The organism is Arenibacter sp. P308M17 (assembly GCF_003426735.1).
GTDB lineage: Bacteria > Bacteroidota > Bacteroidia > Flavobacteriales > Flavobacteriaceae > Arenibacter.
Genome location: NZ_QVON01000004.1, coordinates 134,570 through 160,528, shown reverse-complemented (window position 1 = coordinate 160,528; position 25,959 = coordinate 134,570). Strand labels below are relative to the sequence as shown.

At 41.9% G+C, this 25,959-nt stretch carries 21 protein-coding genes; 15 read left to right on the top strand and 6 right to left on the bottom strand.

Annotated elements, in window-relative coordinates; translation table 11 throughout:
* Positions 1-24 precede the first annotated feature (24 nt).
* Positions 25-1,470, top strand: a complete 1,446-nt coding sequence (locus tag D0S24_RS11440; RefSeq protein ID WP_117020005.1) for a RagB/SusD family nutrient uptake outer membrane protein — start codon at positions 25-27, stop codon at positions 1,468-1,470.
* A 556-nt stretch (positions 1,471-2,026) separates the two neighbouring features.
* Positions 2,027-5,437 (top strand): VCBS repeat-containing protein, encoded by a 3,411-nt coding sequence (locus tag D0S24_RS11435; protein ID WP_117020004.1) that lies wholly within the window; start codon positions 2,027-2,029, stop codon positions 5,435-5,437.
* 216 nt (positions 5,438-5,653) lie between these two features.
* Here D0S24_RS11435 and D0S24_RS11430 read toward each other — a convergent pair whose 3' ends face one another.
* Positions 5,654-6,502, bottom strand: coding sequence for an AraC family transcriptional regulator (locus D0S24_RS11430; RefSeq protein WP_117020003.1), 849 nt, complete (start codon positions 6,500-6,502; stop codon positions 5,654-5,656).
* A 299-nt stretch (positions 6,503-6,801) separates the two neighbouring features.
* Here D0S24_RS11430 and D0S24_RS21340 point away from each other — a divergent pair, with 299 nt between their 5' ends.
* From D0S24_RS21340 to D0S24_RS11415, 4 genes are all read left to right on the top strand, one after another.
* A complete protein-coding gene (locus D0S24_RS21340) occupies positions 6,802-6,936 on the top strand; it encodes a hypothetical protein (RefSeq protein ID WP_258922832.1) in 135 nt (44 codons plus the stop codon).
* A 27-nt stretch (positions 6,937-6,963) separates the two neighbouring features.
* Complete coding sequence (locus D0S24_RS11425) at positions 6,964-7,887, top strand: dihydrodipicolinate synthase family protein (protein WP_117020002.1); 924 nt, start codon at positions 6,964-6,966, stop codon at positions 7,885-7,887.
* A gap of 352 nt (positions 7,888-8,239) precedes the next feature.
* Positions 8,240-9,673, top strand: a complete 1,434-nt coding sequence (locus tag D0S24_RS11420) for a PHP domain-containing protein (protein WP_117020001.1) — start codon at positions 8,240-8,242, stop codon at positions 9,671-9,673.
* Complete coding sequence (locus tag D0S24_RS11415; protein WP_220377750.1) at positions 9,670-11,445, top strand: TIM-barrel domain-containing protein; 1,776 nt, start codon at positions 9,670-9,672, stop codon at positions 11,443-11,445. The genes D0S24_RS11420 and D0S24_RS11415 overlap by 4 nt, the downstream gene beginning before the upstream one ends.
* A 40-nt stretch (positions 11,446-11,485) precedes the next feature.
* On the opposite strand, the gene D0S24_RS11410 is transcribed toward D0S24_RS11415, so the two are convergent.
* The gene (locus D0S24_RS11410; protein WP_117019999.1) at positions 11,486-12,361 is read right to left on the bottom strand and encodes a glycerophosphodiester phosphodiesterase family protein; all 876 of its coding nucleotides are present in this window, start codon (positions 12,359-12,361) and stop codon (positions 11,486-11,488) included.
* A 462-nt stretch (positions 12,362-12,823) separates the two neighbouring features.
* A complete protein-coding gene (locus D0S24_RS11405) occupies positions 12,824-14,068 on the bottom strand; it encodes a DUF5103 domain-containing protein (RefSeq protein WP_117019998.1) in 1,245 nt (414 codons plus the stop codon).
* Between the two features lie 149 nt (positions 14,069-14,217).
* Here D0S24_RS11405 and D0S24_RS11400 point away from each other — a divergent pair, with 149 nt between their 5' ends.
* From D0S24_RS11400 to D0S24_RS11365, 8 genes are all read left to right on the top strand, one after another.
* Positions 14,218-15,570 (top strand): Na(+)-translocating NADH-quinone reductase subunit A, encoded by a 1,353-nt coding sequence (locus D0S24_RS11400; RefSeq protein ID WP_117019997.1) that lies wholly within the window; start codon positions 14,218-14,220, stop codon positions 15,568-15,570.
* A gap of 3 nt (positions 15,571-15,573) precedes the next feature.
* On the top strand, positions 15,574-16,842 hold the full coding sequence (locus D0S24_RS11395) for an NADH:ubiquinone reductase (Na(+)-transporting) subunit B (RefSeq protein WP_117019996.1): 1,269 nt from the start codon (positions 15,574-15,576) through the stop codon (positions 16,840-16,842).
* A 2-nt stretch (positions 16,843-16,844) separates the two neighbouring features.
* Positions 16,845-17,597, top strand: a complete 753-nt coding sequence (locus tag D0S24_RS11390; protein WP_117019995.1) for a Na(+)-translocating NADH-quinone reductase subunit C — start codon at positions 16,845-16,847, stop codon at positions 17,595-17,597.
* 3 nt (positions 17,598-17,600) lie between these two features.
* Positions 17,601-18,248, top strand: coding sequence for an NADH:ubiquinone reductase (Na(+)-transporting) subunit D (locus D0S24_RS11385; RefSeq protein ID WP_072863479.1), 648 nt, complete (start codon positions 17,601-17,603; stop codon positions 18,246-18,248).
* 24 nt (positions 18,249-18,272) lie between these two features.
* Positions 18,273-19,019 (top strand): NADH:ubiquinone reductase (Na(+)-transporting) subunit E, encoded by a 747-nt coding sequence (nqrE, locus tag D0S24_RS11380; RefSeq protein WP_117019994.1) that lies wholly within the window; start codon positions 18,273-18,275, stop codon positions 19,017-19,019.
* A 2-nt stretch (positions 19,020-19,021) separates the two neighbouring features.
* A complete protein-coding gene (gene nqrF, locus D0S24_RS11375; RefSeq protein WP_117019993.1) occupies positions 19,022-20,329 on the top strand; it encodes an NADH:ubiquinone reductase (Na(+)-transporting) subunit F in 1,308 nt (435 codons plus the stop codon).
* A 109-nt stretch (positions 20,330-20,438) separates the two neighbouring features.
* Complete coding sequence (locus D0S24_RS11370) at positions 20,439-20,798, top strand: Na(+)-translocating NADH-quinone reductase subunit F (RefSeq protein ID WP_117019992.1); 360 nt, start codon at positions 20,439-20,441, stop codon at positions 20,796-20,798.
* The gene (locus D0S24_RS11365) at positions 20,776-21,807 is read left to right on the top strand and encodes an FAD:protein FMN transferase (protein WP_117019991.1); all 1,032 of its coding nucleotides are present in this window, start codon (positions 20,776-20,778) and stop codon (positions 21,805-21,807) included. Before D0S24_RS11370 ends, D0S24_RS11365 begins: the two co-directional genes overlap by 23 nt.
* A gap of 1 nt (position 21,808) precedes the next feature.
* Here the strand turns inward: D0S24_RS11365 and D0S24_RS11360 are convergent, their stop codons facing one another.
* The 3 genes from D0S24_RS11360 to gpmI all read right to left on the bottom strand — a co-directional run bounded on the left by D0S24_RS11360 (position 21,809) and on the right by gpmI (position 25,153).
* Positions 21,809-22,573, bottom strand: coding sequence for a class I SAM-dependent methyltransferase (locus D0S24_RS11360; protein ID WP_117019990.1), 765 nt, complete (start codon positions 22,571-22,573; stop codon positions 21,809-21,811).
* 166 nt (positions 22,574-22,739) lie between these two features.
* On the bottom strand, positions 22,740-23,558 hold the full coding sequence (gene map / locus D0S24_RS11355) for a type I methionyl aminopeptidase (protein WP_117019989.1): 819 nt from the start codon (positions 23,556-23,558) through the stop codon (positions 22,740-22,742).
* Positions 23,559-23,635: 77 nt separating this feature from the next.
* Entirely contained in the window at positions 23,636-25,153 is a 1,518-nt protein-coding gene (gene gpmI / locus D0S24_RS11350) for a 2,3-bisphosphoglycerate-independent phosphoglycerate mutase (protein ID WP_117019988.1), read from the bottom strand.
* A 366-nt stretch (positions 25,154-25,519) separates the two neighbouring features.
* On the opposite strand from gpmI, the gene D0S24_RS11345 reads away from it, so the two are divergent.
* The gene (locus tag D0S24_RS11345; RefSeq protein ID WP_117019987.1) at positions 25,520-25,915 is read left to right on the top strand and encodes an ankyrin repeat domain-containing protein; all 396 of its coding nucleotides are present in this window, start codon (positions 25,520-25,522) and stop codon (positions 25,913-25,915) included.
* The last annotated feature ends 44 nt before the right edge of the window (positions 25,916-25,959 follow it).

Sequence of the window (25,959 nt, the reverse complement as noted above, 5' to 3'; positions counted from 1 at the left end):
TAATAAATAGAAAATATAGAAATCATGATAAAGATTATAAAAACCAGATACATACTTCCTTTGGCGTGTTTGTCGCTCTTGGTTATTGGCTGTGATAGGGATATTCTAGATACCACTGCCTATGGGGAATCCACGTCGGCAACCTTTTGGCGCAATGCGGAAGATGCGGTAGCAGCGGCAAATGCTATGTACACACTCTTGCGTGAGGAAGATTCCTATGGCCATAACGAAAATGTATTCGACAATTGTGCCGATGATATTTTTAGGGCCGGGGACCACGGTTATGAAGAAGCCATGGAGAACTTTACTCTGGATGCCAGTAACAATGGTGTAAGGGCAGGCTGGAAAAATAAATATGAGATGATCAACAGGGCCAATGCGGTCCTTATTAATGTTCCCGGAATTGAAGGCATGGACGAGGCCTTAAAAAATAGGGTGTTGGGTGAGGCACATTTTATAAGGGCATTCGGGTACTGGAGATTTTCAGTGATCTATGGTGGAGTTCCACTTATACTTGAGGATAATATTATTGAGAGTAATTTTAATGTTCCAAAAGCGACCCTTGCCGAGGTACAGGCCCAGATAGAATCGGATCTTATTGCTGCGGTAGGTCTGTTACCGCCCACACATACCAGTGAAAATCTGGGAAGGCCAAATAAAGGGTCCGCCAATGGGCTTTTGGCAAAGCTGTATTTATATCAGGAAAATTTTGAGGGCACCATTACAGCAGGAACTGAGGTCATTAACGGACCTTATCCGCTGGCACCAAATTTCAGGGATAATTTTACCCCGGCAACAGAGAACAATCCCGAGATGCTCTTCGCGGCACAGGGCTCGGATTGGGTAGATAATCCCCAATATTTTGTAACTCCAAGGCCATGGGGCGGTTGGGATTTCCATAACCCGGTACAAAACGTAGTGGATGAGTTTGAAGACGGGGACCCACGCTTGGAGTATTCAATTTTTAAACCGGGCGATATGGTGCAAAGAGGCCCTGAATTAACGGAATTTACGGCAGATTTGACCCAGACCGGATTTAGTCTGTCCAAATTTACCACCTTTAACGAGGACGGAAGTTTAAGTAACCAGGCCAATGTGCCTATCCTAAGATCTGCAGATGTCTATTTATTGGTGGCGGAAGCAAAGATCAGAAAAGATGGCCCAGGCGCAGGGGATGATGAAATCAATGCGGTTCGCGATAGGGTTGGTTTATTGCCCGTGGATAATGCCGGAATGCCGGAATTGATCCATGAGCGGCGGGTAGAGTTGCTCGGTGAAAACCAACGGCATCAAGACCTTATGAGATGGGATAAGGCCGGAATTGTGGATATAGTGGAGATTTATGGGGAAGATAGGGGGCAATTTGATCCACCAAGAGTCTTTGTTAGGCCCAAACATTACTACTTTCCAATCCCACAGAACGAAATAGATCTTAGTAATGGGGTGTTGATACAGAATCCAGGTTATTGAGATAGAGGTAATGCTTTGTGCAAGTAGATGATGCCCGTATTTGTATATTAGGAAGGGCGCAACTTGTTAATTGGAACCATACCTGTACTGACAGATTTTCTTTTAAGGGGTGTTCCCTTTCAAGATTGTCTGTCAGTATTTTTTAATAGGAATAGGTAGAATAAAGGGGAAATGACAGCCTATATCCTTGGACCGATGGTTTTGTTCATTTCGATTCCTGGATATAATCTTTGACCTTAGATATAATATATCCAGAGTTTGATTATTGTTTAAGTGCTCATAACAAGCATAATCAATTGTGAATAAGATGATTGTCATTTCGACAGAGTGAGGAACGAACGACGAGAAATCCCATTGTAGTGGGATTCCTCCTCGTACCTCGTTCGGAATGAAGGATCTTTTATGATATTATTTTAGAACTATTTGAAAACAATATTTATAAAATCGAACTTAGCATAATTTAAGTACATTGTAGTTTTTATTGGTTGAAGCCGAGTGTCGTGCCAAAACGGTAATTGTAAGGACTACCACATTTTTAAAATAATATTAGTAGATAATGAAAAGGATTAGTGTCATTTTAGGTTTTAGCTTTTTACTTTTTGGCTGTGGGGATAAAAAAGGGAAACCGGAATCGGATAATGGAGGCCAAAAAGATACCGAAGCCCTATTTACGCTTTTGGGCCCCAATGAGACCAATGTAAATTTTATTAATGTCATTAACGAAAGCCCTACCGTAAATGGGGTGCTTTATGAATATCTTTATAATGGGGGCGGAGTGGCCGTAGGGGATTTGAACAATGATGAACTTCCCGATATTTATTTTATTTCCAACCTATATTCCAACAAACTTTTTATAAATAAGGGGAATCTGTCTTTTGAGGAAACCACCGTGGTATCGCAAGTGAAGGGGGCAAACGGTTTTCCTACCGGAGTTACCATGGTAGATATAAATGCGGATGGACTTTTGGATATCTATGTCTGTAAGTCTGGAGACTATAAAAACTTGGATCAAAGGCGGAACGAGCTTTATGTGAACAAGGGAAATAATGGGGATGGCATACCAGTGTTTGAGGAAGAAGCCCACAAATATGGATTGGACCTTCCACATTATTCTACCCAGGCCGCTTTTTTTGATTATGACAGGGACGGGGATTTGGATATGTTCCTTATCAATCATGGCATTGAGCCCGCCGATGTTGAGCCCAATATTGGCACCTTGTTGAATAGAAAATCGGATTACAGTAGTGAACGCTTATTTAGAAATGACAATGGTAAATATATAGATGTCTCCGAGGACAGTGGTATTGTAAACAACTCCATAGGTTTTGGTCTGGGAATTGCCATAGGGGATCTAAACAATGACCAATGGCCGGATATATTGGTCGGCCACGATTACTCGGAAAAGGACCACCTGTATCTAAACCGGAAGGATGGTACTTTTGAGGAGGTCATCCTACAGGCCACCAACCATATTTCCAATTTCTCTATGGGCAACGATATAGGGGATATAAACAATGATGGTCTGCTCGATTTTATTTCGGTGGATATGGTGTCCAACAACAATTATGACCTCAAGACCAGTATGAGCGGCATGAGCATTAAAAGGTTTCAGGACATAGTGGACCAAGGCCTGCACCATCAATATATGTTCAATTCCTTGCAGTTGAACAATGGAAATTTTAAGGAAAATGGTGTTCCCGCATATTCGGAAATAGGCCAGTATGCCGGAATATCGAACACCAACTGGAGTTGGGCCCCTCTTTTATTTGATATGGATAACGATGGTTGGCAAGACGTTTTTGTATCCAATGGCATATTACGGTCCTTTAGAAACAACGATTTTGTGATTTATAAACGGAAAAGGGTAGATCAGCTTTATAAGGACCTTGAAATCCATAAGAATAGGGATTCCCTAATTAAGACCTATTATGACGATGTTTTGGCCAGAATGCCGGAAAAGAAGGAGGTAAACCTGTTATATCTCAACAACAGGGATTTTACATTTTCCTTAATGAACGAGGCATGGCAATTAAATGCTCCTAGCTGTACTAATGGAGCTGTTTATGTAGATCTTGATAACGATGGCGACATGGATATCATTGGAAATAATATTAATGATCCCGCCTTTGTTTACAGGAACAATGCCCGGGAGTTGGCATCCAAAAACAATTATCTAAAGATAAAATTAAAAGGGCCGGAAAAAAATACGTTTGGGATCGGTGCCAGGGTAACCGTTGGGACCAACCAGGAAGAGCAGACCAAAGAACAGTATCTGACCAGGGGGTTTCAATCCTCGGTAAGCGAAATTTTACATTTTGGAGTGGGGTCGGCGGAAAACATCAAAAATTTGATTGTTCTCTGGCCCGATGGAAAAACCCAGTCGCTTAGCGGGGTACCTGTCAATCAGCAATTGATTTTGAATTATACGGATGCCTCCGTTCCCACTAGTCCGATAAAGGAGGAAGTTGCCAAGCCTATTTTTCATGATGTCGCAAATAGGGTACAGCCCAATTATAAGCATATGGAGAATAAATTTGACGATTTTGGGAGGGAAAGTCTGTTGCCCCACAAATTTTCGGAAAGCGGTCCATCCCTTGCTATCGGCGATGTTAATAAAGACGGATTGGACGATTTTTATGTTGGCGGGGCAAAGGGCCAAGCGGGAGAATTATTTTTTCAACAACAAAATGGAAGCTTTACCTCTGTTCAACAGACCCTTTGGGCAAAGGATAGGGACCATGAGGATGTTTCCTCGATCTTCTTCGATGCCGATGGGGATGGGGATCTGGACCTATATGTGGTTTCGGGAGGTAATGAAGAAATGGAACAAGATGGGTATTATAGGGACCGCCTCTATGAAAATACGGGTAATGGCGAATTTGTTAACAATGACAATGCCCTGCCCAATGATCTTGTCAGTGGATCCTGCGTTAAAGCCGCGGATTTCGACAATGATGGGGATTTGGACCTCTTTATAGGCGGGAAACTGGTTCCAGGCAAATATCCGCTCCCTGCCAACAGTTATCTCTTGAGAAATGAGAGTAGTGACGGAAATGTAAAGTTCGTCAACGTAACCGAGGAACTGGCTCCTTTTATGAATCAATTGGGAATGGTTTCGGATGCGGAATGGTTGGATTTGGACAATGACAAGAATTTGGATCTCGTTATTGTAGGGGAATGGACGCCCATAATGATCATTAAAAATACGGGAAAGAAGTTTTTGGACCTTACCGGCCAGTCTGGATTGGAAAACAATATCGGTTGGTGGTTTAGTGTAGCTTCGGCCGATTTTGACCAAGATGGCGATAGGGATTTTATAGTGGGAAATTTAGGGTTGAACTATAAATATAAGGCTTCTCCGGAAGCACCTTTTGAGGTGTACGCCAGGGATTTTGATAAGAACGGCAGTTTGGATATTGTGCTTAGTTATCAGGAAAAGGGAGTGGCCTACCCCTTGCGGGGAAGGGAATGTACCTCAAATCAGATGCCTTTTATCAAAGAAAAATTCCCTAGCTACCATGATTTTGGAATGGCGGATCTGTCTACGGTATATGGGGCTGCAGAGTTAAAGAAGGCTACCCACTATAAGGCCACGACCTTTGGGACGACCTATGTTGAGAATTTGGGAAATTTTAAGTTCAAAACGCATGATCTGAAGGGATTGGCACAATTTTCCTCCGTTAATAGTATTTTGATCGAGGATTTTGATAGGGATGGTCATTTGGATGCCCTATTATCGGGCAATTTGTATCAGTCCGAAGTGGAAACCCCAAGGAACGATGCCGGTTACGGCGCTTTTCTAAAAGGCAATGGAAAGGGGCAGTTTACAACACTTCATCCAAATGAAAGCGGTTTATTGATAAGGGGAGACGTGAAAAACGCAGGATTGCTCAACTCCAAAACAGGAACCGGCAAATGGATAGTATTTGCAAAAAATGGAGAGGAATTGCAGTTCCTTGGTTATTAAAGTAGATGCTAGATATTAGATGCTAGATATTGGATTGAGACATTTCAACATTCAAACTTTCAACTTTATAACATTGAACATTGAACTTTTTCCCTGCCTATTCGTTAGATAAGGTTTCCATTTTACCTCTCCTTTGGAGAGGTCGGGACTGCCTTTTCGGCAGTTCCGGGTGAGGCCGAACAATTAGGATTCCTGGAACGTTTGTGGGGCAAGGTACTACCTAAAGGTCTTTCTGTAATCAGAAGGGGTTTTGCCCATGATGTGCTTAAAGTAGTGGTTAAAATTGGCCAGATTGTTGTACCCGCTTTCAAAACAGATCTGGGTTATCTGTTTATCGGTTTCCGCCAGCAATTTCGCCGCTATGCCTACCCTGACACTTTTTACATATTCCATAAAGGTAAGATCGGTCTTCTTTTTGAAATACCTGCAAAATGAACTGGGAGCCATATTCAATACGGCAGCGGCTTCTTCCAATTTAACGCCTTCCTGTATGTTTTGAAAGACATATTCGTAGACCTTGTTTATTTTATCTAGGTTTTTGGAGAAGACGGCAGAACTGTTATTGGGATTGGAAAGGTTTTCCCGCTCATCCACCTGTAATAGAAAATTAAATATTTTGAGCATTTCAATATAATATTCCAAACCCTCCAATTGTGTCATGCGCTCTAGGCTTTGCCTAATATGGCTGTCATTTTCCAGCTTAAAACGCAGTCCTGTGCTCGACTGTTTCAAAAGATCTACAACGAGTTCCAGCTCGGGCATCTTAAAAAAGTCGGAGTTAATAATGTCTTCCGAAAAGTGGGTAACAATACAAAATGGATCATTTCCTTTTTCAAAATCCAAAGCCTCCCAACAGTGGGGCAAATTGGGTCCAAGGAGCACCAGATCGCCTTTTTCGAATCCGGAGATGTTGTCGCCAACAATTCTCCTACCAGATCCCGAGGTAATAAAGTTTAATTCAAAGTTCCTGTGCGAATGTATTCTGGCATTAGATGCCAAGGGTAATTTTCTTGATATAAATGAATGCTTATTGGGTACAAATATTTTTTCAAAAATAAATTCCATGGCTTGGTATATTGACAATATTGGACTAATATAATTAAATTATTCAGAATTAAGGTTAAAATATAATGTAATTAAAACAATATTATAGTGGCATGGGTTTTTAAATTGGGTTTATTTTGTTAGAGTGTCAAACTGAGGCAGCAGTAGGACCAATTACCGGATCAACAGATTTGTTGATCAAATATAAATTCATGAACAACCTAATAACCAACCATTATGAAATTAATGATTACAACTTTTGGTCCCTTGGTAGGTATTGCCATTGTTTAATGTTGATCCCTTAAATATACAATTATGAAATGAGCATGACAAAATTTGGTCGCCAGCCCGAAAGATTCATTCTGGCGGGCAGACCCAAATGCAGATATGCGAATTACACCCGCCTGTCCGCCCGTTCCGGTACGGACGGGAACGATTTAGTCGGGCAGGTATGACTGCTAAAAAACAATATATATCTACATATGAAATTGGCTATAAAAGGAATAATACCTCCCATGGTTACCCCCTTGCTCGAGAATAAGGAACTGGACCTTTTGGGTTTAAAAAATTTAATACATCATCTAATACATGGCGGTGTACATGGCATTTTTATTTTGGGGACTACAGGGGAAGGCCCTAGTCTTGGTTACGCCCTTAGGAAACAGCTCATATCCGAAACCTGTAAATTGGTAAATAAAAAAGTGCCGGTATTGGTAGGGATTACCGATACCTCTTTTGACGGGACTATGGAAATAGCGGACCATGCCAAAAAAGAGGGTGCGGACGCCCTCGTAGTGGCCCCTCCCTATTACTTCCCGATAGCCCAGGAAGAAATGGCGGATTATCTGGAAAGTTTGGTACCAAAGCTGCCACTGCCGTTTATGCTGTACAATATGCCGAGTTGTACAAAACTTCATTTGTCCATAGCCGTTGTTAAGAGGGCAAAGGAATTAGGGGCCATTGGCATAAAGGATAGCTCGGGAGACCTTACCTATCTGTATATGCTCATCGATGAATTTAAGAACGATCCTTCCTTTTCCATAATTGCAGGAACCGAGCTGTTTTTGCCAGAGACTATAATGAACGGTGGCCATGGTTCGGTAGCAGGGGGAGCCAACTTTTTTCCAAGGCTATTTGTAGATTTGTACGAGGCCGCATTGGATCAAAACTTGGAGAAAATAAAATTGTTAAGGGAAAAATTGATTATGGTACACCAGACCATTTATGAGGTAGGGGAGTATTCCTCTAGACATATAAAGGGTACCAAAGCGGCTTTGATGGCCCTGGGCATTTGTCAAGACCATATTGCCGAGCCATTGGAACGGTTCACCGAGGAGCAAAGGAATAAGGTAAAAGGGTATGTAGCCTTATTTAATTATAAGAATGAGTATAATACGGTGCATTAAAAGTTCTACATGGAGCTATTATCATACCGCTTTAGCTTATAAAAGTATTTTTGCCAATAGCCAATAGCCAATAGCCAATAGCCAATAGCCAATAGCCAATAGCCAATAGCCAATAGCCAATAGCCATGAGTAAAAAAAAATTTAGCTAACTGCTTACAGCATATGGCCTAAAGCATTCTGAGAGCAATAAGCCAATAGCCAATCAGCAAGAGGTATTGAATTAAGGGTTTTGATTGTGGCCAATTGCTTTCCCCCAATATCGTTTGTCAAGGAATAAAATTCCTTTCCGAAACGTATGTACTAATAGTAATTAGTGGCTTGGTAAAAGGGTTTATATAGAAATCCCCAAATAATGGATAAAACTAAAATTTTTGTTGCAGTTCCGATTTTGATTATCGCTTTTCTGGCACTTTTTTTCCATTTGGATATACATATTATTGATGCCCTTAGCCTGAAACCCATTCCCGAATACGATGTCCATATCCCAATAGTGAGACTGCTTTTTGAGCCTTTATTGGGGTTGTTGCTCTATTTTAATAGGGCTATTTACCCCCTTCAGGAATTGCCAATTGCCTTAATATGGATATTGGGTCTGTATACTTGCTTGGGTATGACCAGGATATTTATAGTGGCAGCTCCTTTCCGAAGGCAGGCCGCATTGAGGTTTTTGGGAAACCTCCCTTTGTTGATCGGTATTTGTTTTTCAATTTTTATAGTTATCCTCTTCATTCCATTGCCCAATAATACCATTGTAAACAATACTTCCAATGAAATACTGCTAACCACCCACGCCCATACCGAATACAGTCATGACGGCCTAATCTCACAAGAAGAAATGTGGGCATGGCACAAAAGGAATGGATTTGATGCCTTTTTTATAACGGATCATGCCAATCATAAAAAAACATTGGACTTCGCCACCCTACAAAGAAATGGGCAATTTCCCATAGCACCTTTAATCATGGTGGGCCAAGAACATTCGGGATCCAATCATATGAGCCTGTTGGGGCTCAAAGGAACATTTGGGACCAAGGATAAGGAGGATTCCCTTATAGTGGATCTAACGCATAGATACGGAGGGGCCGTAATAATAAATCATTGGTTTGACGGGAAGGGAAATGATAAGGAGTTTTATAAGGATCTGGGGGCCGATGGTTTTGAAATTGAAAATGTGGGCAAGGAGCTTTATTACGACAGGACCCTGTTTAAGGAGCTTAAAAAATTCTGTGAGGACCATAAGCTCCTAATGCTCGGCGGACTCGATTTTCACGGTTACGGTAGGGCCTGTGGCATTTGGAATGCCTTCCAAATTCCCCATTGGCATCAAATGGATCCGGAAGAAAAGGAAAAATCCATTTTAGGGATAATAAGGGATAGGGACCAAACTAAGGTAAGGGTTCTTATGTACCAAGATAGACCCTTTTATACAGAAGATAATTTGTGGTTCCAACCCTTTCTTACTTTGATGAATTATTTTAGGACGCTGAATTCCTGGCAAGTATTATCTTGGACTTTATGGTTGGTCTTGTTCCAATTACTTTGGAATTACAGAAAGGAACATTTTATTACATTCCATAAAGGAATGGCCTTGGCAGGAATGCTAGGGGCCCTGTTTTTACTTGCCCTGGGCCTCTATTATAGGTTTCGGGGAAATGCGGTGAGGGGCTATAGTGAGGTGTTTGCAGAATATAGTTCCCTATTACTTGCCATAGGTGCTATTTTTATGGCCTACTCGCTTTTGGCGATTTATTTTAGATACTTTCTAAAAAGGAAGCAAATAAATTGAAAAGAAAGGGGCTAAAGATCGTTGTTTGGATGTTGGCCACCTTAGGTATCGCCTCCTATTTTTATTGGATTTTACCTGTTTGGGGAATACCTTTCAATGGTCAGCGCCACGGAAATCCGCCTTTGACCCCGCCCTGGGCCTTGGAATGTTGGCTTTGGGAAGATGATATCAATACTTCGGATTATGTGGACGAATTATTGGCCGGGTATAGGGAAAATGATATTCCGGTGAGAACCATTATTTTGGATAGTCCCTGGTCTTTGCGCTATAATGATTTTGAAATTGATACCAATCTTTATAAAAAACCGGACCAATGGTTTAAAAAGCTTCAGGACAATGGGTATAGGGTAGTGCTTTGGATGACCTCTATGGTGAATAGTTCAAGTAAGGATACGCATCTAAAGGATTCCAAGGATTGGTATAAGGAGGCAATGGGCAAGGGTTTCCTGGCAAAATCCGATAAGCCCAATAAATGGTGGAAAGGTGAGGGCGGTTTTATAGATTATACCAATGACAATGCTATGGAATGGTGGCGGGGGCTGCAGCAAAATGTTTTTGATCTGGGCATAGATGGCTGGAAACTGGACGGCACCGCAACCCTATTTTGGAACCAACTTGGCCCAATACCAATATTTTACAAGAGGACATCTAAGGGAATTATGACCACCAGAACCTATATGGACCACTATTACAGGGACGAATACAAGCATGGGCTTGCCCAAAACCCGGAGTTCGTTACACTCTCCCGTTCCATAGACCGTGGGTTCCATCCTGAGGGCTTTTCGCCCATTGACGCCTCCCCCATAAATTGGGTGGGCGATCAGGAACACAAATGGGTTACGGATGAAATGATTTTGGAGGAAGGGGATGAAAAAATGGACATCGCTTTGGAAGGCATCCAAGGTTTTGAATCGGCCATACGGAATATCCTAAAAAGTGCCGATCTGGGCTACAATATAATAGGATCTGACGTAGCAGGATTCTCAGGAAAAACAATTCCTCCGCGACTTTATATGCGTTGGACGCAATTCTCCACTTTTTGTGGCCTGTTTATGAACGGTGGGCATGGGGAAAGGCGACTTTGGAAGCGAACAGCCGAGGAACTGGAGGTGATACGAAAGTTTTCCTGGTTGCATACGGAGCTGGTACCCTATATGTACCACTATGTGGTAACGGCCCATAACGGAGGCAGAAGATTGCAGACCCCTTTAAAAAAAGGGAAGTACCACTATATGTTCGGGGACGATTTTCTGGTGGCCCCAATATATAGGGATTCCAAAACCAGGACCATTGCCCTGCCCAAAGGTCAGTGGAGGTATTTTTTTAACGATAAGGAACTTATTGATGGTGAGGATGATATTGTAAAGGAATTTCCAATGGATGAATTTCCGGTCTATATAAAGGAAGGAGCCATTGTTCCTATGGATATTAAGCGCTCCTATACCGGATTGGGAAATGGGGGGTCGGAGGGTTTTACCACCATCTTAATGTATCCCAAAGGGGAAAATAGCTTTGTCTATCACCATGTGGATACTGTGGGGGAGACTGCCATTTCTTATGAAACAACGGAGGGTGTTTTGAGGCTTTCCCTAGAGGGGACAAAATTCTCGCATCTATTTAGAATCCATGCCAATAGGGCCCCGGAAAAAATCACCTTGGATGGACATCTATTGGAAAAAGGACGTCAATGGGAGTTTAATTCCCAAAAGAACAAGCTTATCATCAAAAGCGGAAAGGAATATGCGAAAGGGAATTATGAGATTATTTTCTGATTTTTTTCCAAGCAAATCCAAAAACCTTCGCGACATTAAATTATCGGTGTAATTTTTTGGCCCTAAGATAGTTTAGAAGCTCCTCCGGTAAATCGGTTTGTACTACGTTTACGTATTTATGGGACATAAGGGCATCAAAACCTGAATTTTTCTCCTGGCCTTCCATGCTATCATATTTGCCCAAAGCATTGATCCATACCCTATATCCGGATTTTATCAGTCGGCGCATGGTTCGGTCCTTATAATAGCTTTCATCGATATGTATAATGGAAATATCATCTAATTTCCTTATAGCCCTGATATCCTTTCTGGAATAGGCCCTGGGCATTATTTTAATGTCCTTGTTCAATTTTTGGTACTGGGTAGTCTCCGGATAATCATAGAGGAAGAACAAGATCTGGTCTTCCATTCCGTATTTTTCTATTAAGGCGAAAGTTTGTCTTACGGATGCCTCGCCCTCCAATTTAAAATCTACATCCAATAACATCTTGCCTTTGGTCAACTGCAGCACCTCTTCAAAAGTAGGTATTTGTTCATCTGTAATATCATTGCCGAACTGAAGTCTGAACGCTTTGAGCTCTGCAAGGGTAAAATCATCAATTTTTCCTGTACCATTGGTCGTTCTGTCAATTGTCCTGTCGTGCATAATCACCAGTTCGCCGTCCTTACTTTTTCGAATATCAATTTCTACGATATCTACCCCTATACGGATACTTTCGGCTATGGCCGCCAAAGAATTTTCAGGGTAGTTGGGATTGGTGGCCCTATGGGCGGCAACGAGGACCCTTTCCGGATGGTTGGTGTAATCATTAAGAATATGTTCAAGTTTGGTCTCTTGGGCCAGGGAGCTTAGCCCTAAGAGAAGAAAAAGGATGCAAATGGTTTTGTTCCAAGTGGGGTAAAGACTACTTTTCATTACAAATTATAAGTTAGGGATTGCTGTAATCAATGGGAGTGCAATATAATAAGATTTTTTGTTTACACGTTTAAGCTAATGTTAATATCTGTTTTACGTGAGTTCGATCTATATTTAATTATTAATTGGTTATTCATGATAATTTTGTCCGGTCGAGCGCAGTCGAGACCTCATTGTAAAAGCATTACAGTAAAATAACCTCTCGACTCCCCGCTACCATTGACACCTTTTTCAAGAATATTAATGATATGAATTCGGTAACGGTAGTCACTTCGACAGAGTCCCTTTTCGGGACGACGAGAAGTCACACATACTGGCCGAGTGCTTGATTTTCCTCAATTTCCCCCCTTTAGGGTCGGGGTCTGAAATTGAGGAAAATCTTGCGGAATAGAATTTTGTAATGCCCTAAGCCAAAGGATTATGAAGTTAATGCGGGGTTTAAGGAAAGGGGTTGAACAATGTTCAATTGGTAATGGAACGCGAGTTTGTGGAACCAACTCCAATAATGCTATCGTAGATATCTCCAAAATTCCGATAATATACTAAGATGAGGTAGTTGTTTTCCGTAAAATGAAAATTCCCTGAAATAGTGTTCAGGTCAATAATACCTTCATTATTTTTCAGTACATATTTGTAGTTATAAAACCCTTGTTTCATTTTTATAACGGCCTCCAAATTTCCTGTGCCCTCATTATAGGTCATTTTATTCTCCCCGTCCAGGGCATAATTATTGTATTTTCCAAATATATATACATCGTTCAGGCCAATTTTTTCAGTGTAGGGCAAGGTAAAATGGATATAACTGTATTCGGCCTCCCTGGAACTGTCCTCTCCCTGCAGGGTTCTGACCACAAAATCGCCATTAACATCGGGGTAATAGGTATAGGGCCGGTCGTCCCTGAAATAATCCGTAAATAAATAATGGTGGTATAGATCTGTAAGTTCTATTCTGGAAATTGAGGAACTTGGCGCCCTAAGGTCTTTGGTGTCAAAATTAAAATACTCATTGCCACCAAAAAAACTGGTTTCCTTATCATATTTGTACACGAGTTCCGATCCAAGTATGAACTGTGGGCTTATATTGGTAATTGTTGTGGGCCACAGGTGGTTTTGTATGATGGCAACCTTTACTTCCTTATTGGGGTTAACCAATTTTATCTGATTGGCATTTATGGTAAACTGCACGACTTGTTTTTCATTTAGGTAGTTGAAATCCCTGGAACGTTTTACTACGGCCCCTACGGTTACCCTATCCTCATATACAATAAATCTTCTGGAAAATTGAAGCTCATTATAGCCATTGTAAATTTCCAGTACATAATTGCCACTGACTTTTAAACCGGTATTATCATTGGGTATGGAAAGTTTATAATTGGAATAGGGTTGCAGTGTGGAGTAACTGTTTGAATAATCCACTATCCGTTCATTGTCCATTCCGTCTAGATATTGCGATTTTAAAAGGGAAGAGGGCGTCCAGTCATAGTCGCAATGCACAATCTTGTAATAGTAGTCCTGTTCGTTGGCCAAAAGGTCATCAAACTCCAAATAAATAGGACTTCCCAAGTTTACGACCGGAAATTGGTCATCTGTACCACCCTTAAATATGATGGTTTTGATATTTGTTGGAGGATTTATTTCCATCTGCACCTGGGCAGAGGCAAAATGACAGGAAATGAACAGTATAAGGGAATAAAGATTCAATCTCATTTGGCAATATTTTCACGTAAAGATAGGCAAAAACCAGGCCTAAATAGTTAAGCTTGGTTTAATCTCTAAATTTATAAGGATTAATTATGAAAACTTTTTATTAAGTAGTAAATTTGCTCGAAATTTTGATAACCTAAGGTCTACTAAATATGTCTAAAGACATCCGAATTAAAAAAGGCTTGAACATTAATCTTATTGGTGACGCGGAAAAGACTACTTCCAAAGCTGTTTTAAGTAATGTTTATGCAATTAATCTTCAGGATTTTCACGGAATTACACCTAAATTATTAGTTAAGCAAGGCGCAGAAGTAAAGGCGGGAGAGCCACTTTTTTACAACAAAAATGTGGAGGATATGCTTTTTGTTTCTCCGGTAAGCGGAGAATTGATCGAGGTAGTGAGAGGGGCGAGAAGAAAAATTTTAACCTTGAAAATATTGGCGGACAAAAGCCAGGAATTTGTGTCGCATACGCCCTTATCCCCCAAAAGTGCCAAAGCAGGGGAGGTTATAGCCTTGCTTTTAAAATCGGGCTGCTGGCCTTTTATCAAGCAAAGGCCCTATGATATTATCGCAAACCCGAGCGTTACGCCCAAGTCCATCTTCATTTCGGCATATGTTACCAGCCCCTTGGCAGCCGATCTGGATTATGCGTTAAAGGGAAAGGAAAATGAAATACAGGCGGCAATTACGGCCCTGGGCAAGTTAACGCCCGGAAAGGTACATGTCTCCATAGCTAAAGGTGGACAGTCTATTTTTTCCAAGGTGGAAGGTGCGGAAATCCATAAGGTTTCCGGTCCCCATCCGGCAGGTTTGGTAGGTACCCAGATCAATAAAATAGACCCTATCAATAAAGGTGAGGTGGTTTGGACCATTGCACCGCAAGATCTTGTTGTAATAGGGGAGCTTTTGCTAACGGGAAGGTACAATCCCGAAAGGGTCGTGGCCCTGGTAGGTTCCAGTGTCAAGGCCCCAAAATATTACACCACCAAAATAGGTTCCGAAATTGCTACCTTTCTTTATGCCAGCGGTGTGAATGCCGAAAATTTCAGGGTGATCAACGGGGATGTCCTTACGGGTTCCAAAACAAGGCCGGACGGCTATTTAGGGTATTATAACAATACCGTGTCGGTAATTCCAGAAGGGGATGATTATGAATTTTTTGGATGGAACAAACCGGTATTCAACAAGGTATCCTCTACCAGGGCCTTGACCTTTTCTTGGTTGCAGCCTAAAAAGAAATACGATTTGGATACCAATACCAATGGGGAACACAGGGCATTTGTGGTAACCGGATTGTATGAAGAGGTTTTTCCAATGGATATTTACCCTTTACAACTTCTAAAGGCATGTATGGTGAAGGACTTGGATGAAATGGAACAGTTGGGTCTGTACGAAGTGGCACCCGAAGATTTTTCCCTTACGGAATTTATTTGCATCTCTAAACAACCCCATCAACAGATTATAAGGGAAGGGTTGGATTTATTATATAAAGAAATAGGATAAAAGATGAGCTTAAAAAGTAATTTACATAATCTAAAGGAGAAGTACAAGGGTAAAAAAATGGCCCCGGCATTCAATGCCATCCATACTTTTTTGTATGCTCCCAATGAAACTACACATTCCGGTTCCCATGTACGTGCAGTGGACGATTTAAAGCGTACGATGAACACAGTGATCATGGCTTTGGTGCCCGTGCTTATTTTCGGGATATTCAATGCCGGTTATCAGCACTATGCAGCCGTAGATGCGGCCAACGGTGTAGTGAGGCAAGTTTCCCTTTTTGGAAACTTCCTAACTTGGGAGAACTTTATAATGGGGGCATGGACCGTGCTGCCATTGGTAATCGTATCCTATGCCGTTGGACTGGCCGTGGAATTTTTGTTTGCCGTAATCAAGGGCCATGAGGTAGAGGAAGGCTATTTGGTTACCGGTATGTTGGTGCCCTTGATAGTGCCTATTGATACCCCCTTGTGGATGTTGGCTGTGGCCGTAGTATTTGGAGTGGTGATCGGGAAGGAAGTTTTTGGAGGTACGGGAATGAATATTTTGAACCCGGCACTTACCATTAGGGCATTTTTATTCTTTGCCTACCCTACCTGGATGAGTGGGGATAAGGTTTGGGTGCATCAGGCGGTAGACTTGGCCGGTGGTCCCGATGCCATTTCCGGGGAAACCATTTTGGGTTATTTGGCACAAAACAAGGGGGCCGAAATGTCCTATTCCGTCTCGGATATGTTTTTTGGGTTTATCCCGGGATCCGTGGGGGAGACCTCTACAATTCTTATTCTGTTGGGCGGACTTTTCCTGATCTTTAGTAAGATAGCCAGCTGGAGGATCATGGTGAGTGCCGTAATAGGGGCCCTTGTAATGGGACTTATCTTTAATGGAGTGGTCGATGCGGGCTGGATAACCGAGACAAGCAAATTCTACGGATTGATGAGTTTTGCCTTTTGGCAACATTTGATCGTTGGTGGTCTGGCCTTTGGTATTGTGTACATGGCAACCGACCCGGTTACAGGTGCCCAGACCAATAGGGGGAAATGGTTTTATGGATTTTTTATAGGATTTATTTCAGTATTGATCAGAGTGTTCAACCCTGCTTATCCGGAAGGCGTATTCTTGGCAATTTTGTTGATGAACGTTTTTGCCCCAACAATAGATCACTATGTGGTTAGGGGAAATATAAATAAGAGAATGAAACGTGCTAAGAACGCTACTATTTTGCCTAGTGACGGTGAAGGAAAAGCACAGGAATTAAAAGCAGAAACAGTATAATCATGGCAGTTAATACAGATAAAAATAGTTACACCGTTATTTTTGCCGCCGTTATGGTGGTCATAGTAGGGTCTCTTTTGGCATTTTTTGCCTCCTCCCTTAGTGAAAAGATCCAGGAGAACGAGCGACTGGAAAAACAGCAGAATATTCTTTATGCCATGGGTGTAAATGATAATGTGGACGAAGGAAGCGTAAATTTTGTTTCTACCGATAAGGTGGCCGATGAATTCAAAAAATATATCAAGGAACAATTGGTTATCGAAGGGGATAAGATTACAAAGGATGACAATGCTTACCTCATCGATCTTAAGAAGCAGGAAACAGAGGCAAAAGCCGGTAAAACAAGAAAGTTACCTTTATTTATTGGTGAAAAGGACGGATCCAAGTATTATATCATCCCCATGAGGGGCAAAGGTCTTTGGGATGCCATATGGGGATTTGTTGCCCTGGATAATAATTTGGTGGTAAAAGGCGTGTATTTTGACCATAAGGGGGAGACCCCAGGTTTGGGGGCAAATATCAAGCAACGTTACTTTATGGACGATTTTACGGGAGAATCCATTCTTAATGGTACGGAATATGCCGGAATTGAGGTTGCCAAGGGAAATAACGATCCCACCAATGAAATTAAGGATGATAATGAGGTCGATGCCTTGGCAGGAGCAACCATTACCGGTAATGGGCTGTCCACTATGATAAAAGAAAGCGTAAAATTATATAAGTCCTATTTGGAATCAATAAGAGCTAAAAATTAAACTATGGCACTACTTTCAAAAAAAGATACAAGTCTAATATTAGACCCTTTGGCCGATAATAACCCGATTACCATTCAGGTATTGGGAATTTGTTCGGCATTGGCAATTACAGCGGAACTTAAGGCTTCCATAGTAATGGCCCTATCGGTTATGTTCGTATTGGGGATGGGAAATGTCGTTATTTCCTTAATGCGGAACATTATACCGTCCAAAATTAGAATTATTGTACAATTGGTAGTTGTTGCCGCCCTTGTAATAATGGTAGATCAGGTGCTCAAGGCCTTTGCCTATGAATTGAGCAAAACCCTTTCCGTGTTTGTAGGACTGATCATCACCAACTGTATTATTATGGGACGTTTTGAGGCCTTTGCCTTGGCCAACGGACCTTGGAGGTCCTTCTTGGACGGAATAGGGAATTCTGCCGGATACGGTCTAATATTGATCATAATAGGATTTTTCAGGGAGCTTTTGGGTTCAGGTACCTTACTTGGGTTCAAGGTCTTGGGAGACCCTATTGAAAAAACCGGCCTATATGCCATCGGCTATGAAAACAACGGATTTATGTTGTTGTCCCCCATGGCCTTGATCGTGGTTGGACTCATTATCTGGGTACAGCGTTCGCGCAACAAAGCGTTAATAGAGGAAAACTAGTAGTCATCATAAGAATAGAATGTTATGTTAGAACATGTAGAATTATTTTTTAAATCCATATTTATAGATAATATGGTATTTGCCACCTTCCTAGGAATGTGTTCCTACCTTGCCGTTTCTAAAAAAGTGACTACTGCAGTTGGTCTTGGAGCAGCTGTTATCTTTGTATTGGCAGTAACGGTACCCCTTAACTGGTTGTTGGACCAATATCTTTTAAGGGATGGGGCCTTGGCCTGGCTGGGACCTGAGTACGCGGATTATAACCTGAGCTTTTTATCTTTTATTCTCTTTATAGCTACCATTGCAACCATGGTGCAATTGGTAGAGATCGTTGTTGAAAAATTTTCACCTGCACTTTATAATTCCCTAGGGATATTCTTACCGCTTATTGCAGTGAACTGTGCCATCTTGGGAGGGTCCTTATTTATGCAGTCCAGGGATATCCAAACTCTTGGATTGGCCTTTAACTACGGACTTAGTTCCGGAATTGGGTGGTTCCTGGCCATTTTGGCCATTGCTGCCATACGGGAGAAAATTAGATACTCCAATGTTCCGGCACCCCTTAGGGGCCTAGGGATTACCTTTATAATTACCGGACTTATGGCGATTGGTTTTATGAGTTTTGGCGGTATGTTGACCGGGGGCGATGAAGCTCCAAATGAAGTTGAGCAGAATACTGCACAAAAGAAAGAAAAAGTAGGGGAAGATAAAATAATTAAGGAAACCAAGGAAAATACGGTTTCTTACAACAACGCTATAATAAACGAGTAAAAATGATCTTAGCTACAAGTACAATTGGAACAATACTGATAACGGTAGTTGCTTTTTTAATACTATTGTTATTGTTGGTGGCACTATTACTGTTTACCAAAGAAAAATTATCTCCATCTGGTCCGGTAACCATAACCATCAACGGGGAAAAGAAAATTGAAGTAGGCTCAGGGGGATCTTTATTGTCCACCTTGGGAAACCAGAAAATATTTCTTCCTTCTGCCTGTGGAGGTGGGGGGACCTGTATCCAATGTGAATGCCATGTGCTGTCCGGCGGCGGGGAAGCCTTACCGACCGAAACACCCCATTTCTCCAAAAAGGAATTGAACCATGGCGCTCGTTTGGCCTGTCAGGTAAAGGTGAAGCAGGATATGGAAATTACCATTCCGGAAGAGGTTTTTGGAATTAAAAAATGGCAGGGAACCGTTGTCCGTAATTATAATGTGGCATCATTTATTAAGGAATTTGTAGTTGAAATTCCTGAAGATATGGGATATAAGGCCGGAGGCTATATACAGATCGAGATTCCTCCCTGTGAAGTGAAGTTCTCGGACATGGATATCACGGCGCATCCCGAAGAGCACGAAACCCCTGATAAGTTTCAGGCAGAATGGGATAAGTTTAACCTATGGCCCTTGGTCATGAAGAACCCTGAAATAGTGGAAAGGGCCTATTCCATGGCCTCTTATCCTGCTGAAGGAAGGGAAATTATGTTGAATGTCCGTATTGCTACCCCACCATGGGATAGGGCCAAAAATGGGTGGATGGATGTGAATCCCGGAATTGCATCTTCTTATATCTTCAATTTGAAAAAGGGAGATCCCGTTGTAATTTCCGGACCTTACGGCGAGTTCTTTATCAACGAATCGGATTCGGAAATGTTATATGTGGGTGGTGGTGCAGGAATGGCCCCAATGCGCTCGCATCTCTACCATCTGTTCAATACCTTGAAGACCAACCGAAAAGTTACCTATTGGTATGGGGGTAGGTCCAAGCGGGAATTGTTTTATTTGGACCATTTTTATAGATTGGAAAAAGAATTTCCAAACTTCAAATTCTATTTGGCACTATCCGAGCCTTTGCCAGAGGATAACTGGAAAGTAAAGGAGAATATTGATGCTCCCGGAGATGGTTTCGTAGGATTTATACACAACTGTGTAATAGAAAATTATTTGAACCATCACGAATCACCGGAAGATATTGAGTTATACTTCTGTGGACCGCCATTGATGAACAAGGCCGTTCAAAAAATGGGAGAGGATTTCGGTATCCCCGATGAGCATATTAGATTTGATGATTTTGGAGGTTAATATATAGCCTTTGAAAGTATAGACCTGTCAGGTTCCGAAAACCTGACAGGTCTTTTTTTTTTGAACGATGCGATTAAGATGTCCGGATTTATTTTTTAAACTATAATCAATGAGTACGCCCTTAACGGAACAGGAACTGCACAATCTGGCCATGAACATTGTAGGGAAACAATTGGAGGCCGAGGGATATGAGTTTATGGGGGTTAATAGCAAGCCCAAAAAAAATCCTCAATTTGTATGCCTAAAGGATAAAAAATTATATTTTATAGTGGTACGGAGTGTTCCGCACCCGCTGGACCCAAAGGAATACGATAGGCCCCTGATGCAGAAAATTAAGGAGCATGCCCAGACCCAAAAGGGAGAGGCCTACTATGCCGGTGTTGGTCTTTACAATGCAGCGGATAGGAATCTACCGGTTTATCTTAATGAAGCTTATATTTTGGAATATGACGGACTTATTAAAGTATAGTGGCATGCGTTTAGGATTGGTTTTTTTTATTCTGGTCTTTACAGGTTGTAGGACCAACGAGTCCAAATGGGTGAAGAACATAAGTTCCGGATCTGCCTTGGGAACTACCTATAATATTACGTATTTGGCTACGTCCGAATTGAATTTTGAAAGGGAAATAGATTCCCTCTTTCAGGTTTTAAATCAGTCCATGTCTACCTATATTCCTACTTCCGATATCTCAAGAATCAATGCAGGGGATTCCACCATTGTTGTGGACAGGATGTTTAGGGAGGTCTTTGAGCTTTCAGGAAAGGTTTATGAAGCTACGGATGGTTATTTTGACCCTACCGTTGGTGTTTTGGTGAACGCTTGGGGCTTTGGACCCGGAACAGAGTTGGAGATGGACAGTATTAAGGTAGATAGCCTTCTGGATTACGTTGGGTTTAACAAAGTGGCCATTAATTCGGATAACAGGATTAAAAAAGCAGATCCGGCCATCTATTTCGATTTTAACGCCATAGCCAAAGGATATGCCGTAGACCGCCTGGCCGTTTTGCTAAGGAATAAGGGGATTACCGATTTTTTAATTGAAGTAGGCGGGGAGTTGGTGGCCCAAGGAGAAAACAGGCTCAAGGAGAAAAAATGGGTAGTGGCCATTGACGATCCCATGATGGAGGAAAGCAGAACCTACAAAAGAACCTTGTTTATGAAAGATATCGCTATGGCCTCCTCCGGGAATTATAGGAAATTCAAAATTGATCCCGAAACCGGTAACAGGTATGTCCATACCATAGATCCCATAACGGGTTATACCAAGAATTCAAATATCTTGGCCACAAGTGTTATGGCGCAGGATTGTGCCACTGCCGATGCTTTTGCCACCTCTTTTATGGCCATGGATTTGGAGAAAACAAAGACCATATTGGCCCAGCACGCAGCATTGGAAGGCTATATTATTTATTTGGATCCGGAGGGCAACGTAATGGAGTATATGACAAACGGATTTAAGGAGAATGTCATAGAGTAGTTTATTTTGTCACCAAGGGAATCACCTCCCCTTTGGCCAAACGATAATGGTCCACTTCCATATCGGATAGTTTTTTGGTATAATCTACTTCCTCTACCTTAAAGCCGATAGCCCTGAGCTTTGTAAAATAATCCCGTCCGTAAATACGGACATGGTCGTACTGCCCAAATATTTTGGCCCTTTCCTTTTTGTCCGTAATGCTATTGTCCTCGTAGGTTATGGCCCTGCCAAGGTCTTGGGGTATTTGAAAAATGCCCCATCCCCCGGGTTTTAATACTCTGTACAATTCCTGCATGGCTTTGGTATCGTCCGGAATGTGTTCCAGTACATGGTTGCAGAATATGACGTCAAAGGAATTTTCGGCGAAGGGGAGCTGGCATATATCCGCACGTACATCCGCTAGGGGCGAATTTAGATCGGTAGTGGTATAATCCAGATTTTTTTGGCTTCTAAACCTTTTGTAAAAGGCCTGTTCGGGAGCAAAATGTAAGACCTTGAGATGGGCCGTAAAAAAATTGGTCTCATTCTTTAAATAAAGCCACAATAATCGGTGGCGCTCCAAGGATAGGGTAGAGGGCGACAAAACATTTTCCCTAGGATGTTCGTAACCATAGGGGAGAAATCGCTTAAATTTTTTTCCATCTATGGGGTCGGTAAATTGTTGGCCCCGCATGACAAGTGCCATAAGCGGACGCACCCAATAGCTTAGTTGAATAAGGATCGGCCTGGGAATGGTATTTAAGATGTATTTAAATAATCTTTTCAAAACGCTTTACCGGATTTGTACATAGGATACAGGAAATTCACCAAGGGTTTTAAGAGGTAATTTTTTATTGCTTTAAAAGTGTGCGACAGATGGGCCTACCTTGATCTGAAATGGGATAAAGGCAATTAACCTTATAATAATACAGGTTGGATAGACCAAGTTAATGTTATAGTACCAACGCTTTTTGACGAAACTCCACTTCTTCGTCACTTTCTATTCCCAATGCCTCGTATATATAGGCAAAAGTGGACAATATTTCGGGTTTTCCGCCTATGATGGCAACATCATGCTCAAAATGGGCACTAGGTTTATTATCTGCAGTCAGAATCGTCCAACCATCCTTTAACTGTTTAATCCTTCTGGTGCCTAAATTGATCATAGGCTCTATGGCTACCACCATACCTTCCACAAATTTTTTCCCGCGTCCCCGTTTGCCGTAGTTGGGCATTTCCGGATCTTCGTGCATTTCCCTGCCCAAACCGTGCCCTACCAATTCCCTGACCACCCCATAGCCTTGGCTTTCGGTATATTGTTGTATGGCATAACCTACATCGCCTACTCGATTCCCGACCTTAAATTCACGAATGCCCGCATAGAGGGACTCTTTGGTGACCTGCAATAATTTCTTTGTTTCGGCATCGACCTCCCCGACCTCAAAAGTATAGGCATGATCCCCGTAAAATCCGTTTTTAAGTACTCCACAATCTATAGAGATAATATCCCCTTCCACAAGAGGGGTGTTATTGGGAATTCCATGTACTACTTGGGCGTTGGGACTCATGCACAGGGAATTGGGAAAATCGTACAATCCCAAAAAGCCCGGAACACCGCCATGATCCCTTATAAACGTTTCCGCAAGGCGGTCTAGCGCTAAGGTGGTTGCCCCCGGCTTTACCTCCCTGGCCAACATTCCCAAGGTCTTGCTCACGATCAGTGCACTTTCGCGCATCAATTCGATCTCTTCTAAAGTCTTGATTTTTATCATAGAATGCAAATGTAAAACAATACTTTGAAAATTAACAGTTTATGGAGGTTCGCAAATATATTGAAGGGGAACAATAACTATACCAAGGGTTTTCTTGTCATCAATGCAGGCTGTGCAATTCCCATAAGTTTTAGTATGGTTGGTGCAATATCACCTAAAACGCCATCCTTTATATGCTTCAATTCGCTATCTACCAAAATTAGAGGGACCGGATTTGTGGTATGCGCCGTATTTGGGCTACCGTCCGGGTTTATCATGGTCTCGCAATTTCCGTGATCGGCAATGACCAAAGTAGTATATCCGTTCTCCAAACCGGCTTTAATAACGGATTCCGCACAACTATCCACCGTTTCACAGGCCTTTATTGCCGCCTGCATATCTCCGGTATGGCCTACCATATCCGGATTGGCAAAATTGAGACAAACAAAATCCACCTCTCCTTTTTTCAATTCGGGAATTATGGCATCCCTAATCTCGTAGGCGCTCATTTCCGGCATAAGGTCGTAGGTAGCTACCTTGGGCGACGGACATAGTATACGCTCTTCCCCCTCAAAAGGAATTTCCCTGCCGCCGTTAAAAAAGAAGGTAACATGGGGATATTTTTCGGTCTCGGCAATTCTAATTTGTTTTTTGTGGGCCTTGGCCAAGGTTTCCCCCAAGGTTTCGCTAATATTGTCCTTATCATAAACAACCTTCACACCCTTGTACGAATCATCGTAGTTGGTCATGGTTACATAATAGAGGTTCAATTTGTGCATATTGAGTTCATGCATGTCCTCTTGGGAAAGAACTTGGGTAAGCTCCCTGCCACGGTCTGTCCTGAAATTGAAAAAAATAACAACATCCCCTTCCTTGATAACGGATAGGGGAGACCCCTGCGCATCAGTGACCAATAAAGGTTTTAGGAATTCATCCGTTATACCGGATTCATAACTGGACAATATGGATTCTTCAACATGGTCTGTTTTTTCACCTTCACCATTTACAAGGAGATCATAGGCCAATTTTACCCGTTCCCATCTTTTGTCCCTGTCCATGGCGTAATAACGGCCTATAACACTGGCCAGTTTGGCATTCTTATCGGCACAGTATTTATTTAACGCGCTAACATATCCTATGCCACTTTTAGGATCCACGTCCCTACCGTCGGTGAAGGCATGGATATAGGTGTTCTTAAGCCCGTAACTTTCACTGGCATCAATAAGTCCTCTCAGGTGTGAGGTGTGGCTATGTACGCCTCCGTCACTTAACAATCCCAGAAAGTGGACCGGTTTCCCATTATTTTTGGCGTAGAGCAGTGCATCTTTTAACACCTGCTCATCCTTTAAGGTATCCTGTTCAATGGCCAGGTTTATTTTTGCCAAATCTTGGTATACGATTCGGCCGGCCCCAAGGTTCATATGGCCTACCTCACTATTGCCCATTTGTCCTTCCGGTAAGCCCACATTCATTCCATCGGTCAATAGATTGGAATTGGCATATTTTTTATATAGTGAATCTATAAATGGGGTATTGGCGTTTTCTATTGCGGAGACCTTGGGGTCCGGGGATTTGCCCCAACCGTCCAAAATCATCAGAATTACTTTCTTGTTCATAGTATGTTTGTTATTGACCTCAAAAATAAAACTATTGTATTTGGATTACTAGGATTTAAGACACCTTTTTTTAAAATTTCAAATTCACTTAAAGGGACCATTGTAGATACAATCCGAAAGCGGTTTGTTCCGAAAATTTCCCCAGGCAAAGCTAGGGGTTTCTTATCCGTCCGGTACGGACGGGCCGGTTTACCTCTCCTTTGGAGAGGTCGGAACTGCTTTTTTGCAGTTTCGGGTGAGGTGAAATAAAAAATTCAAAAATTTTTGATTGTTAAAATTTTGTTATTTACCGCCAAGAAGTGAAACAAATTTGAGCGAATGGAGTCTGTTAGGGTAATCAATATTCACTAATTAATCTTATTCATCATGAGAAAAACAATTTTAACAGTCGCCATCGCATTATTGTGCATGGTCACAGGCGTTCGTGCCGAGAGTAACAACAACATGTACACCCTAAGTGAATCCGTATTAATGGCCAAGCCCGCAGAATTAAACTCTTTCTGCAAGGCAATTGTAAAAGGGGATTTGGCAACCGTTAAACGGTTAATTGAGCTAGGGGAGGATGTTAATCAAAAATCTCTTGGAAAAACACCTGCCATTTATGCAGCCCGTTACAACAAAGTTGAAATTTTGGAACTCCTTATCGCCAACGGTGCCAATCTTAAAATTAAGTGCGATAATGGTCGCAGTGTACAAAAACATGCAGAACTATCCAATGCCACCGAGGCCTTGGAAGTAATCAAAGCCCATCTTAAGAAGTAGCGGTTGGGCATGCATAAAAAAAAGCTATCGATAGTTTCGATAGG

What these genes read in the sequence shown, in the direction of transcription:
- D0S24_RS11345 (WP_117019987.1), top strand. Translation starts at nt 25,520, where the DNA reads ATGAGAAAAACAATTTTAACAGTCGCCATCGCATTATTGTGCATGGTC.
- D0S24_RS11425 (WP_117020002.1), top strand. Translation starts at nt 6,964, where the DNA reads ATGAAATTGGCTATAAAAGGAATAATACCTCCCATGGTTACCCCCTTG.
- D0S24_RS11385 (WP_072863479.1), top strand. Translation starts at nt 17,601, where the DNA reads ATGGCACTACTTTCAAAAAAAGATACAAGTCTAATATTAGACCCTTTG.
- gpmI (WP_117019988.1), bottom strand. Translation starts at nt 25,153, where the DNA reads ATGAACAAGAAAGTAATTCTGATGATTTTGGACGGTTGGGGCAAATCC.
- D0S24_RS11430 (WP_117020003.1), bottom strand. Translation starts at nt 6,502, where the DNA reads ATGGAATTTATTTTTGAAAAAATATTTGTACCCAATAAGCATTCATTT.
- D0S24_RS11370 (WP_117019992.1), top strand. Translation starts at nt 20,439, where the DNA reads ATGAGTACGCCCTTAACGGAACAGGAACTGCACAATCTGGCCATGAAC.
- D0S24_RS11440 (WP_117020005.1), top strand. Translation starts at nt 25, where the DNA reads ATGATAAAGATTATAAAAACCAGATACATACTTCCTTTGGCGTGTTTG.
- D0S24_RS11400 (WP_117019997.1), top strand. Translation starts at nt 14,218, where the DNA reads ATGTCTAAAGACATCCGAATTAAAAAAGGCTTGAACATTAATCTTATT.
- D0S24_RS21340 (WP_258922832.1), top strand. Translation starts at nt 6,802, where the DNA reads ATGAGCATGACAAAATTTGGTCGCCAGCCCGAAAGATTCATTCTGGCG.
- nqrF (WP_117019993.1), top strand. Translation starts at nt 19,022, where the DNA reads ATGATCTTAGCTACAAGTACAATTGGAACAATACTGATAACGGTAGTT.
- D0S24_RS11435 (WP_117020004.1), top strand. Translation starts at nt 2,027, where the DNA reads ATGAAAAGGATTAGTGTCATTTTAGGTTTTAGCTTTTTACTTTTTGGC.
- map (WP_117019989.1), bottom strand. Translation starts at nt 23,558, where the DNA reads ATGATAAAAATCAAGACTTTAGAAGAGATCGAATTGATGCGCGAAAGT.
- D0S24_RS11390 (WP_117019995.1), top strand. Translation starts at nt 16,845, where the DNA reads ATGGCAGTTAATACAGATAAAAATAGTTACACCGTTATTTTTGCCGCC.
- nqrE (WP_117019994.1), top strand. Translation starts at nt 18,273, where the DNA reads ATGTTAGAACATGTAGAATTATTTTTTAAATCCATATTTATAGATAAT.
- D0S24_RS11420 (WP_117020001.1), top strand. Translation starts at nt 8,240, where the DNA reads ATGGATAAAACTAAAATTTTTGTTGCAGTTCCGATTTTGATTATCGCT.
- D0S24_RS11365 (WP_117019991.1), top strand. Translation starts at nt 20,776, where the DNA reads ATGACGGACTTATTAAAGTATAGTGGCATGCGTTTAGGATTGGTTTTT.
- D0S24_RS11395 (WP_117019996.1), top strand. Translation starts at nt 15,574, where the DNA reads ATGAGCTTAAAAAGTAATTTACATAATCTAAAGGAGAAGTACAAGGGT.
- D0S24_RS11410 (WP_117019999.1), bottom strand. Translation starts at nt 12,361, where the DNA reads ATGAAAAGTAGTCTTTACCCCACTTGGAACAAAACCATTTGCATCCTT.
- D0S24_RS11405 (WP_117019998.1), bottom strand. Translation starts at nt 14,068, where the DNA reads ATGAGATTGAATCTTTATTCCCTTATACTGTTCATTTCCTGTCATTTT.